The sequence below is a fragment of the Bacillus cereus group sp. Bc031 genome, from assembly GCF_027716265.1.
Classification (GTDB): domain Bacteria; phylum Bacillota; class Bacilli; order Bacillales; family Bacillaceae_G; genus Bacillus_A; species Bacillus_A paranthracis.
In genome coordinates, this window is the sequence record NZ_JAQFUL010000027.1 from 15,999 (window position 1) to 28,439 (window position 12,441).

Here is a 12,441-nt window from a genome sequence, read left to right on the forward strand (position 1 = left end):
ATCACTCCCTTATGGTAATGCCACCCGATGCGTTGGCGAGATTGGTTTTAAATCGTAAGCACGGCCATTTTCGTTGAAATAATTTTCATATGAGTTCTCATACTCAGCACTTACTTCACGACGTAATTTCCGTTGCTGTTCGCGGTTTTCAGGACGAATATCAGGAATAGCTGATATTAGGCGCTTCGTATAGATGTGCTGTGGGTTATTATAAATTTCAGCACTAGTTGCTTCTTCCACAATGCGTCCGCGATACATAACACCGATACGGTCACACATATGGCGAATTACACCTAAATCATGACTAATAAATAAGTATGTTAGTCCGAGTTCAGATTGTAAATCTTGTAAGAAGTTTAAAACTTGCGCTTGTACTGACACATCAAGTGCAGATACAGGTTCATCTGCGATAATAAGCTTCGGCTTTAGTGTAAGTGCGCGTGCAATACCAATCCGCTGTCTTTGGCCACCGGAAAATTCATGTGGGTATTTATAAATAGACTCTGGATTTAAGCCAACTTTATCAAGATAATCTTGAACAGCTCTACGCTCTTCATCAGGTGAGAGTTTCTCAAAATTCCGAAGTGGTTCAGCGATAATATCCATAACACGTTTCTTCGGGTTTAAGGATGAATAAGGATCTTGAAAAATCATCTGAATATCTTTTCGCTGTTCTCTTAGTTCTGAGCGACTTAATTTTGTTAAATCTCTATTATTAAAATGAATGCTACCGCCTGTTGCTTTTGTTAAGTGCATAATTGCTTTTCCAGTTGTTGATTTGCCGCTCCCAGATTCCCCAACGATTCCGTACGTTTCGCCAGGTTGTAGTTCGAAGCTTACGCCATCAACAGCACGAACGTAATCTAATGTACGACCGAAAATACCACCTTTAATTGGAAAGTGTACTTTTAAATCTTCTACTTTAAGCAGTGCCATGAGTTACGTCATCTCCTTTCTTATCTTGGAAGTTAAAATGTTTGTAGCAAGTGCAACGTACCCAATGGTCTGGTTTTACTTCATGTAAAACGGGATTTTCTTCATGTTGATCAGGTCTAATCCACGGAATTCGTGCTTGGAATCGACAACCTGTGCGAGGTAACTTAGCTAATGTCGGCACAACACCTTGAATAACATGTAATTTTTCCTTTTCAGCATACGCAGATGGAATGGAGTTTAATAGAGAACGAGTATATGGGTGAAGAGGGTTGTTAAAAATCTCTTCAACTTTTCCTGTTTCTACAACTTGTCCAGCGTACATAACGACGATACGATCGGCTGTTTCTGCGACAACACTTAAATCATGAGTAATTAAAATGATGCCCATTTTCGTTTGTTCTTGAATAGATTTTAGTAAGTCTAAAATTTGTGCTTGGATGGTTACATCAAGAGCCGTTGTCGGTTCATCCGCAATAACGAGTGCTGGGTTACAAGCAATTGCAATTGCGATAACAATTCTTTGTCTCATTCCGCCAGATAATTCGTGTGGGTATTGTTTATATGTAAGTTCTGGTTTTGGAATACCAACTTGATGAAGTAGTTCTAAGGTGCGTTCTTTCTTTTCAACTTTTGAAAGGCTTGTGTGGTAGTCTAAATTTTCTTCGATTTGTTTTCCAACTGTCATAAGAGGATCGAGTGCTGTAAGAGGTTCTTGGAAAATCATACCGATGTTTGATCCGCGTACTTTATTCATCTCTGCGGCTGACATCGTTAGTAAATCCTTATCTCTATAGTTAAGCTGCCCTTGTAATTTTGTATTTGCTTCATTATGCAGTCGCATAATGGAAAGGGCAAGTGCACTTTTTCCGCAACCTGATTCACCAACTATCGCGACAATTTCATTTTCATGGACAGTTAACGAAACATCATCAACTGCGGCATGATATTGATCTTGTATGCGAAAGGAAGTCTGTAAGTTTTCAATGCGAAGAAGTGGATTCTTCATGGCTATCCCTCCATCTTTCTGAAAAGACTAAATATTTTGTATGTTGTTGTTATTTTAATATAAATTGACGATGTTTGACAAGCATAAGTTGAGAAAATATTCAAAAATCTTTTTATATAGAGATTGGATGCATGTATATAAGTAGTTGAAGCGCTTTGAAAACGCTAACATGTATAAGAGAGGGAAATAAATCTTTTGTAAGAAAAAAGTATTATATGTAGAAAAAAGAGAGACGTTCTGGAAAGAACAGTCTCTCTTTTTTTGATAAGAATAATATTAGTGCTTAAGCTTGCTTTTGTTTTGGAGATCCTGTCTTTAAAGTAAGAGCAAGGAAGAACATTGCAAGTACACAAGATACAAGTAATAAGATGAATCCGCCATCCCATCCGAATGCATCGACGATAAAGCCCATAGCGGCACTAGCGAAAGCTGCTCCGCCTAAGTAACCGAAGAAGCCAGTTAATCCAGCTGCAGTTCCAGCCGCTTTCTTTGGTGCTAAGTCAAGAGCGTGTAGACCAATTAACATAACAGGTCCGTAAATTAAAAATCCAATTGCAACAAGTGCGATACTATCAACCATTGGATTACCAGGAGGGTTTAGCCAGTATACAAGAACGGCGATAAATACACCAACCATAAATAAAATACCAGCAGGTGCGCGGCGTCCTTTAAATAGTTTATCACTCATCCAGCCGCAAAGAAGTGTACCTGGAATACCAGCCCATTCATATAGAGCATAAGCTGTACGTGAGCTACTATGAGTAAAGCTTTTTTCTTCTACTAAATAAGTAGGAGCCCAGTCTACAACACCGTAACGTACGAAATATACGAAAACGTTCGCAATAGCGATGTACCATAAAAATTTATTGTTTAGTACGTATGTAAATAAAATTTCCTTTACTGAAAGTTCGCGTTCGCGATCTTGTACTTTTTCATCTGGTGGATATTCTCCAGTATGTTCTTCAATAGAAGGTAATCCGCAAGATTGAGGTGTATCTCTCATCGTAATTAATACATAAATACCAACTAAAATTGAAAGAATACCTGGGAAGTAAAAAATACTTTTCCAGTCATTTGCAAAGAAATATAACCCTAATGTTACAAGGGAAGGCATAAGTGCGCCACCGACATTATGAGCGACGTTCCAAATAGACATTTTTGTACCACGTTCACTAATAGAGAACCAGTGAACCATTGTACGACCACAAGGAGGCCATCCCATCCCTTGTACCCATCCATTTAAAAACTGAAGTACAAACATAAGTATAATGCTCGTTGTAATGAAAGAAAATGAGCCGAAAATAATATTAATGATACCTGATAAAAATAGCCCAGCTGCTAAAAAGTAGCGAGGATTACAACGATCGGATACGATACCCATAAGAAATTTACTTAATCCGTAAGCGATAGAAACTGCTGAAAGGATAACCCCAAGCTCCCCTTTACTAAAGCCTTGTTCAATTAAGTATGGCATTGCTAGTGAAAAGTTTTTTCGAACAAAGTAGTAGCCTGCATAGCCGATGAAAATACCTAAGAATACTTGTAAACGTAATTTACGGTATTCACTATCAACGCGATCAGCTGGTAAGCGTTCCGCGTGGGGCGCAGGTTTAAAGAATTGTGTGAAAAACATAAAATGAAAATCCTCCCCAAATTAATTCGAAGTGTCGTAAGTCAGAGAGAATATAAAAAGGCCATGAAATATAAAAAAGTTTCCTTTTTTATGATTCATAGCCGTGTACTCCGATTCTCCGTGACTGTCAATATTAACTTCGTCGAAAATTATACAACTTTGTGACAAAAATGTAAACGTTTTTATAGATAAAAAGTGTTGACGGATTTTGTTCGTCGGATTAATATTTAAATACGTTAAATATTTTATTGTTTAAATAAGAGGTGGATAACATGCCAAATGATATGACGCATATCGATAAAATTCAAGCTCTTGCCTTTTCGATTGGAAAGAAAATGCAGACAGAGTTATTAGAACAAATGCAAGCAACAGGACTTACACCACCGCAGTTTTATATTTTAAAGATTTTAGATCATTATGGAGCTTCAAGGGCGACAAAATTAGCAAAAAAGATGTATGTAAAGCCTAGTGCAATTACAGTGATGATCGATCGCTTAATTGACCAAGAGCTTGTAGAGCGTTATCACGACAAAGAGGACCGTCGTGTTGTCGTCATTGAGTTAACCAAAAAGGGGAAAGCTAGAGTAGAAGAGGCAATGACCGCTCGTAATGAGCACATTGCAAAATATTTCTCGCATTTAGAATTACAAGAAAGAGAAGATTTGTTACGCCTCTTTGAGAAGTTAGAAACAATTATTTGCGGGACACAAGAGAAAAAAGAGAATAACTAAGAGGAATTGAGGAGATTACATGGAGCAACAAGAAAATATAAATAGAAAGTTGTTGTTAATCGGTTTAATCATTGCGATGCTATTTGCTGCCTTAGATGGAACGATCGTTGGTACAGCAATGCCACGTATCGTTGGTGAACTAGGCGGATTAAGCTTAATGACGTGGTTAACAACAGCTTATATGTTAACATCAACGACAGTTGTACCAATCGCAGGTAAATTAGCGGATTTACTTGGCCGTCGTAACGTATATATAACAGGGCTAGTTATCTTTATGGTTGGCTCAGCATTATGTGGTATGGCAAATGGTATGACAGAATTAATTATTTTCCGTGGTATTCAAGGTCTTGGCGGCGGTATTATGATGCCGATGGCTATGATTATTATTGGAGATATGTTCACGGGGAAAGAACGTGCGAAATGGCAAGGTATTTTTGGTGCGTTATACGGTCTTGCTTCTGTAATTGGACCACAAGTGGGTGGTTGGATTGTAGATGCAGTGAACTGGAGATGGGTATTCTACATTAACTTGCCAGTTGGTATTTTAGCAACAATCTTTATTGCAATGGGATTAAAATCACATAAACAAACAGGACCAATTAAAATTGATATCGCTGGGATCTTTACGATGATTCTCGGTGTTGTAAGTTTATTACTTGCATTAACGTTTGGCGGGAAAGATTACGCATGGGATTCTTGGCAAATTATCGGGTTATTTGCATTAGCTTTAATTGGTATCGTTAGCTTTGTTATCGTTGAAACGAAAGCGGAAGAACCAATTTTACCGATGCATTTCTTTAAAAATCGTACATTTACATTACTAAATGCGATTGGATTCTTTATGAGTATTGGAATGTTCGGTGCGATTATGTTCGTACCATTCTTCATGCAAGGAATTGTAGGAGTAAGTGCTGCTGAATCAGGAACAATTATGACGCCAATGATGATTACAATGATTGTGATGAGTATTATTGGCGGGCAACTTGTATTAAAAGTTGGTGTAAAACCACAAATTATTACAGGAATGCTTATAATGGCTGGAGGGTTCTGGTTATTAACAACGATGGATATGCACACAACTAAATTGACTGCTACTTCTTATATGATGGTTATCGGTTTAGGAATGGGTCTTGTAATGCCGACATTAACATTAGCGTTACAAGAAAGCTTCCCGAAAAAAGATCTTGGTGTCGTAACATCATCAAGTCAGTTCTTCCGTCAAATCGGCGGAACATTTGGTATTACAATTTTAGGATCAATCATGAATAACACTTCAGGTACAACGTTAACAAAAAATTTAGTACCTGTATTAGATACATTCCCGAAAGAAGCGGGACAAATGGTAACGAAATTTAAAGATATGATTCATACAGATCCGCAAGGCTTATATTCAATGTTATTTAGTCCAGAGGCATTAAAACAAATGCCAGAAGCATTCGCTAATAGCATTGTACCAATTTTGAAAAACTCTTTAGTAGACTCACTTCATACTGTATTCTTAACAGGATTAGTATTTATCGTAGTAGGCGCTATCTTTACGATTTTCTTACAGAAGATTAAACTGTCAGATCGTAAAAAAGATGCTGAAGAGCCAGCTACAGAGGAAAAAGAACAAACTGTATCCTATTCGTAATGAAAAAGCATCGCCTTATGGCGGTGCTTTTTTGAGTATAACCTTAAAAGCTTTTTCGTGAGAAATGATTGACGTATTTCTAGAAATACGTTATATTATCTTCTGTAAACGGTTACATGAAATGGAGAGGAAAGAAAATGAGTACGATTAAAGACGTTGCAAAATTAGCGGGAGTATCTGTTGCGACCGTTTCCAGAGTGTTAAATAAAAATGGATATGTTCATGAAGATACGTTAAAGAAAGTAGAACGAGCGATTGAGATGCTAGACTATAAGCCTAGTACAGTAGCGCGTTCACTGTATAATAAAAAATCTCGTTTAATTGGCTTAGTTGTTCCAAATATCGTGAATCCATTCTTTCCAGAAGTTGCACGTGCCGTAGAAGATGTAGCGCATAAGCAAGGGTATACAGTTGTACTTTGTAACTCTGATGAAAGTTTAGAGAAAGAAAAGCGATATATTGATGTACTTAGGCAAAATAATGTAGATGGATTTATTGTAGCGACAAATCCACAAAATAGTGTGAATTACATGAACTTGTCAGTACCAGTCGTTGCAATTGACCGTATGTTTAATGAGCGTATACCTGCTGTGTATGCAGATAACTATGCGGGAAGTCAGGCAGCGACAAAGTTATTAATAGATAAAGGCTGTAAACATATTGCGCATATTCGTGGACCGCGTGACGTAAGTACAGCTAATGAACGTTTTGAAGGCTTTGTAGACGTTATTACGCAAAATAATCTTTCTTATATGATTGCAGAGAGTACATTTGATCCAGCTAATAGTGAGCGTGTAGCGGTGGAACTATTAGAAGAATACCCGCATATTGATGGAATTGTTGCTGGGAATGATTTAATTGCAATAGGTATCGTAAAGGCTGCGCTTCAAAAGGGGATTTCTATTCCGGATGATTTACAAATTATCGGATTCGATGGAATTTCTTTAACAGAGATGATGTATCCATCTATTACAACTGTTGCACAGCCAATTTATGAAATGGGGAAAGTTGCAACAGAACTGTTGTTAGAGCAGATGGAAGGAAACGTATTAGAAGAGAAACACTATCGTTTACCGATTGAAATTATAGAACGAAATACAACGAAATAAGGAGATGAAATAGATGCCAAATATTGCAGTAGTAGGTAGTATTTCAATGGACTTAGTGGCCGTTTCAAAAAAACGTCCGAAAGCAGGGGAAACAGTAATTGGTGAAGCATTTCATACAATTCCAGGAGGGAAAGGAGCTAACCAGGCGGTTGCTGCAGCTAGATTAGGCGCAAATGTAGCGATGGTTGGAGCGGTAGGAGACGATAATTATGGAACTGTAGTTAGAAAAAATTTAGAGAACGAACGCGTTTTTATCGACTATGTGGTACCGGTTACAGATGCGGCGACAGGAATTGCTCATATCGTTTTAGCAGAAGAGGATAACAGTATTGTTGTCGTGCAAGGAGCGAATGCTCTTGTCAATGAGTCGGTTGTAAATCGTTCAAAAGATCTTCTTATAAAAGCTGATATGGTTGTGCTTCAACTAGAGATTCCGCTTGAAACAGTAAAATATGTATTAGCTATTTGTGAGGAACACAAAATCCCGGTTATGTTAAACCCAGCGCCAGCACAAGTGTTATCAGAAGATATTTTAGAAAAGGCAACTTATATTACGCCAAATGAACATGAGTGTCGCATCGTATTAGATGATTTCACATCACCAATTGAAGAGTTACTGGCTAAATATCCAAACAAACTATTGATGACAGAAGGTTCTAACGGTGTACGTTTCCATAATGGTACGGAGATTGTACATGTTCCTAGCATTGCTGTTGATGTAGTAGATACGACTGGAGCTGGTGATACATTTAATGGTGCATTAGCAGTTGCGCTTTCTGAAGGAGAAACACTTCAAAAAGCAATTCGTTTTGCGAATATTGCTGGTGGTCTTTCTGTAACGAAGCTTGGAGCACAAGGCGGTATGCCAACGAGAGATAGAGTACGTGAAGTGCAGGTGATTGTCGGATGAAAAAGCACGGCGTATTAAACAGTGAGATTGCAGCAGTGCTTGCTTCACTTGGACATACGGATACGATTGTAATCGCTGATTGCGGTTTACCAATTCCTGACGGAGTAAAGAGAATTGATCTAGCTGTTGAAATAGGAAAACCTAGCTTTTTAGATGTATTGCAAGTGGTAGCGGATGATATGGCAATTGAAAAAGTGACGTTAGCAGAAGAAGTCATTAACAACAATGCGGAAGTAAATAAAGAAATCGAACTAAAATTAATAGAACCAGCGTTTGAATATGTATCTCATGAACAATTTAAAGAGCATACAAAGAAAGCGAAGGCCATTATTCGTACAGGCGAGGCTACGCCTTATGCCAATGTAATTTTACATGCAGGCGTGATTTTTTAATAAAGGGAAGTGATGGGAATGCGTATTGAAATGAAAAATATTTCAAAGGCGTTCAATGGAAATCCTGTTTTGAAGAATGCACAATTTATGATTGAAACAGGAGAAGTCCATGCATTGATGGGGGAAAATGGAGCGGGTAAATCAACGCTCATGAAGATTTTAACAGGTGTATACACAAGAGATGGTGGAACGATTACGATTGATGGACAAGAACGAACTTTTAAAAATGCGAAAGAAGCTGAAGAGTACGGTATTGCATTTATACATCAAGAATTGAACATATTATCGAATTTAACAGTAGCTGAAAATATGTTTCTCGGTAAAGAGTTAATGTATGGGAAGACAGGTATTTTACGTACGCGTCAAATGAACGCGATTGCGCAGCAGCAACTAGCGGAGTTAGGATTACATGTAAAAGGCGCTATGTTGGCAGGAGAGTTATCGGTTGGCCAACAGCAAATTATCGAAATTGCGAAAGCACTAATGACGAACGCGAGCGTTATTATTATGGATGAACCTACGGCTGCATTAACAGATCGTGAAATTGAAACGTTGTTTACCGTCATTAATAAATTACGTAAAGAAGGCGTTTCATTCGTTTATATCTCACACCGAATGGAAGAAATTTTTTCAATATGCGATGCCATTACGATTTTACGTGATGGGGAATACGTCGGAAAGAGATCCATTCCGGAAACATCGTTTGATGAGGTAGTGAGTATGATGGTGGGGCGCAGCATTGGTGAACGTTACCCAGAACGAAATAGTCAAATTGGCGATGTTATTTTTGAAATGCGTAATGGAACGAAAAAAGGGAAGTTTGAAAATGTATCATTTCAGGTGAGAAAAGGTGAAATCCTTGGTGTTGCTGGTTTGATGGGAGCTGGCCGTACAGATATTATGAAAGCGATATTTGGATACGAACCTTTAGATTCTGGCCAAATTTTTATAAATGGACAAGAAGTAAAGATTGATAGTCCGATAGATGCGATTAGACAAAGAATCGCTTTCATTACAGAGGATAGAAAATCTGAAGGGTTAGTGCTAGATTTCTCAATTCGGGAAAATTTGGCTTTAACGAATTTAGAAAGTCTTTCAAAGGGGAGTGTCGTAAGTAACGAACTAGAACAACAGTTTACGGCGGACATGATGAAGCTTCTTAATGTGAAAGCATCTAGTGGAGAGCAAGCGGTAAAATCTCTTTCTGGTGGAAATCAGCAAAAGGTTGTAATTGCAAAATGGCTAGGTATCCACCCGCAGTTACTCATTTTAGATGAGCCAACAAGGGGTGTTGATGTTGGAGCAAAAAAAGAAATTTACTCTATTATGAATAAGCTTACCGAAGAAGGAGATGCCGTTATTATGGTATCATCTGAGCTTCCAGAAGTTTTAGGGATGAGTGATCGCGTTCTTGTTATTCATGAAGGAAAAGTCGGCGGCATTTTAGAGAAAGATGAGGCATCACAAGAGTCTATTATGGCACTAGCTACAGGGGGAGAGTAAGGATGGCTAAGAAGGGGAATGTATTACAACAACTTGGGTCTTTAATTGGACTAGCGCTAATTATTGTAGTAATTACGGCTTTAAATCCAGCGTTTATTGAAATTCCAAATTTATTTAATATACTGCGTCAAGTATCGATTAATGCGCTTATTGCATTCGGAATGACCTTTGTAATTTTAACAGGGGGTATTGACTTATCGGTAGGTTCTATTTTAGCATTATCAAGTGCACTTGTTGCTGGAATGATGGCAAGTGGCATGGACCCGTTCCTTGCGATGACAGTTGGATTATTAGCTGGTCTTGTAATGGGAATTGTAAACGGTATCATCATAGCGAAGGGAAAAGTAGCTCCATTTATTGCGACTTTAGCAACAATGACTATTTTTCGCGGGTTGACGCTTGTTTATATGGACGGACGTCCGATCACTGGTCTTGGTGATCATTTAATGTTCCAAATGTTTGGCCGAGGTTATTTTCTTGGTATTCCGGTACCCGCTGTTACAATGATGATCGCTTTCGCAGTACTGTACTTCATTTTGAAGAAAACGACATTTGGTCGCCGTACATTTGCAATTGGTGGAAATGAAGAAGCAGCAGCATTATCAGGTATTAATGTTACGAGAATTAAAGTAATGATTTACGGTCTTTCCGGAATTTTGGCAGCGCTTGCAGGTATTGTCTTAACATCACGACTAGATTCTGCACAGCCGACTGCAGGTACTTCTTACGAATTAGATGCAATTGCAGCAGTTGTATTAGATGGAACTAGTCTTTCTGGGGGAAGAGGATGGATTGTTGGTACATTCATCGGTGTACTTATTATCGGTGTACTAAATAACGGTTTAAATTTATTAGGTGTATCTTCTTTCTTCCAACAAGTTGTAAAAGGACTTGTAATCTTACTAGCTGTATTAATTGATCGCCGAAAAGAAGCGTAATGGAGGGACAGTTCATGAAGAAATGGTTACTTATATTCGTTGCATGTATTATGGTCATTACTGCTGGTTGTTCAATGGAACCACCAGAATGGGCAAAGGATTCTAGCGATAAAGGTCGAAATAAAACTATTAAAGTTGGATTCTCTGTTTCAACTTTAAATAATCCCTTCTTTGTAACTTTGAAAAAAGGTGCAGAAAAGAAAGCGAAAGATAGTGGCATCGAATTGATTGCTGTTGATGCACAAAATGATGCAGCAAAGCAAACAAATGATGTTGAAGATTTAATTCAAAAAGGTGTCGATGTAGTTGTTATTAATCCAACTGATTCAGATGCTGTTGCTTCAGCAGTAAGTGCAGCAAATGCAGCGAATGTTCCTGTTATTACAGTAGACCGCGTTGCAAATTCAGGTAAAGTTGTTTCTCACATTGCCTCTAATAACATTGAAGGTGGTCAAAGGGCTAGTGATTACGTTCGTGAATTAGTTGGCGAAGGAGCAAACGTTGCTGAATTAGAAGGAATCCCTGGATCTTCTGCTGCTCGTGAGCGCGGGAAAGGATTCCATAACGTAGCGGATAAATCTTTAAAAGTAGTTGCTAAACAAGCGGCTGATTTTGATAGAGCAAAAGGATTATCTGTTATGGAAAACATTTTGCAAGCGAATAGCGACATTAAAGCCGTGTTTGCGCACAACGACGAAATGGCATTAGGGGCACTTGAAGCATTGAAGTCTGCTGGAAAAACGGATGTAGTCGTTGTTGGATTTGATGCAACAGAAGATGCTGTGAAAGCGGTTAACGATGGGCGTATGGCTGCAACAGTCGCTCAAAAACCGGAATTAATCGGAGAGAAGGCGATGCAAACAGCGAAAGAGATCACGCAAGGTAAAAAAGTGGACAAATCTATTCCGATTGAATTAGAGCTTATTAAGAAAAATAAATAAATATAAAATGAAAATTAGGAAGGAAGAATAACAAATGAAATTCTTTATTGATACAGCAAACATTAACGAAATTAAAGAGGCAAATGCATTAGGCGTATTAGCTGGAGTAACGACAAATCCATCACTTGTAGCAAAAGAAGGTGTAGACTTCCACGAGCGCATTCGTGAAATTTGCAACGTTGTAGAAGGACCTGTAAGTGCAGAAGTAATTAGCTTAGAAGCAGATAAAATGATCGAAGAAGGAAAAGAGTTAGCGAAAATTGCTCCAAACGTTGTTGTAAAAGTTCCAATGACAACAGAAGGTTTAAAAGCAGTAAAAGCGTTCTCTGACTTAGGAATTCGTACAAACGTTACATTAGTGTTCTCAGCAGTTCAAGCATTACTTGCAGCTCGTGCTGGTGCAACATACGTTTCACCATTCTTAGGTCGCTTAGATGATATCGGTCATAACGGTATGGACTTAATTCGTCAAATCGCAGAAATCTTTGCAATTCACGGCATCGAAACAGAAATCATCGCAGCATCTGTACGTCACAGTGTTCACGTAACTGACGCAGCATTAAATGGTGCACATATTGCAACAATCCCAGCAAACGTAATTGCTTCATTAGTGAAGCATCCACTAACAGATCAAGGAATTGAGAAATTCTTAGCTGATTGGGAAAAAACACAAGAGAAATAATAGAAAATCAAGAATCCTAGTTTAAGT

12 protein-coding genes are annotated in these 12,441 nt (G+C 38.2%); 9 read left to right on the forward strand and 3 right to left on the reverse strand.

Annotation, left to right across the window (positions count from 1 at the left end):
- Window positions 1-9: 9 nt before the first annotated feature.
- The 3 genes from PDQ33_RS12590 to glpT form a co-directional block, all read right to left on the reverse strand.
- Window positions 10-936 (reverse strand): ABC transporter ATP-binding protein, encoded by a 927-nt coding sequence (locus PDQ33_RS12590; RefSeq protein WP_076872102.1) that lies wholly within the window; start codon window positions 934-936, stop codon window positions 10-12.
- Window positions 923-1,942 (reverse strand): ABC transporter ATP-binding protein, encoded by a 1,020-nt coding sequence (locus PDQ33_RS12595; RefSeq protein WP_076872101.1) that lies wholly within the window; start codon window positions 1,940-1,942, stop codon window positions 923-925. The genes PDQ33_RS12590 and PDQ33_RS12595 overlap by 14 nt, the downstream gene beginning before the upstream one ends.
- Before the next feature lie 283 nt (window positions 1,943-2,225).
- On the reverse strand, window positions 2,226-3,575 hold the full coding sequence (gene glpT / locus PDQ33_RS12600) for a glycerol-3-phosphate transporter (protein WP_000466372.1): 1,350 nt from the start codon (window positions 3,573-3,575) through the stop codon (window positions 2,226-2,228).
- Between the two features lie 272 nt (window positions 3,576-3,847).
- Here glpT and PDQ33_RS12605 point away from each other — a divergent pair, with 272 nt between their 5' ends.
- The 9 genes from PDQ33_RS12605 (at window position 3,848) to fsa (ending at window position 12,414) form a co-directional block, all read left to right on the forward strand.
- Window positions 3,848-4,306 carry a MarR family winged helix-turn-helix transcriptional regulator gene (locus tag PDQ33_RS12605; RefSeq protein ID WP_001132364.1) on the forward strand — a complete coding sequence of 153 codons (459 nt, stop codon included), beginning with the start codon at window positions 3,848-3,850 and terminating at the stop codon, window positions 4,304-4,306.
- A gap of 19 nt (window positions 4,307-4,325) precedes the next feature.
- Window positions 4,326-5,939 (forward strand): MDR family MFS transporter, encoded by a 1,614-nt coding sequence (locus PDQ33_RS12610; RefSeq protein ID WP_000437635.1) that lies wholly within the window; start codon window positions 4,326-4,328, stop codon window positions 5,937-5,939.
- A gap of 137 nt (window positions 5,940-6,076) precedes the next feature.
- Window positions 6,077-7,048: a ribose operon transcriptional repressor RbsR gene (gene rbsR, locus PDQ33_RS12615; protein ID WP_270755831.1), complete on the forward strand. Its 972-nt coding sequence runs from the start codon at window positions 6,077-6,079 to the stop codon at window positions 7,046-7,048.
- A 13-nt stretch (window positions 7,049-7,061) separates the two neighbouring features.
- On the forward strand, window positions 7,062-7,958 hold the full coding sequence (gene rbsK, locus PDQ33_RS12620; RefSeq protein WP_001132854.1) for a ribokinase: 897 nt from the start codon (window positions 7,062-7,064) through the stop codon (window positions 7,956-7,958).
- A complete protein-coding gene (gene rbsD, locus PDQ33_RS12625; RefSeq protein WP_000716141.1) occupies window positions 7,955-8,350 on the forward strand; it encodes a D-ribose pyranase in 396 nt (131 codons plus the stop codon). Before rbsK ends, rbsD begins: the two co-directional genes overlap by 4 nt.
- 18 nt (window positions 8,351-8,368) lie before the next feature.
- The gene (rbsA, locus tag PDQ33_RS12630) at window positions 8,369-9,853 is read left to right on the forward strand and encodes a ribose ABC transporter ATP-binding protein RbsA (protein ID WP_270755829.1); all 1,485 of its coding nucleotides are present in this window, start codon (window positions 8,369-8,371) and stop codon (window positions 9,851-9,853) included.
- A 2-nt stretch (window positions 9,854-9,855) separates the two neighbouring features.
- Window positions 9,856-10,791, forward strand: a complete 936-nt coding sequence (locus PDQ33_RS12635; protein WP_270755828.1) for an ABC transporter permease subunit — start codon at window positions 9,856-9,858, stop codon at window positions 10,789-10,791.
- A 14-nt stretch (window positions 10,792-10,805) separates the two neighbouring features.
- Window positions 10,806-11,732 (forward strand): ribose ABC transporter substrate-binding protein RbsB, encoded by a 927-nt coding sequence (gene rbsB, locus PDQ33_RS12640; protein ID WP_076872100.1) that lies wholly within the window; start codon window positions 10,806-10,808, stop codon window positions 11,730-11,732.
- 34 nt (window positions 11,733-11,766) lie between these two features.
- Window positions 11,767-12,414: a fructose-6-phosphate aldolase gene (gene fsa, locus PDQ33_RS12645; RefSeq protein ID WP_000667661.1), complete on the forward strand. Its 648-nt coding sequence runs from the start codon at window positions 11,767-11,769 to the stop codon at window positions 12,412-12,414.
- Window positions 12,415-12,441: the final 27 nt, after the last annotated feature.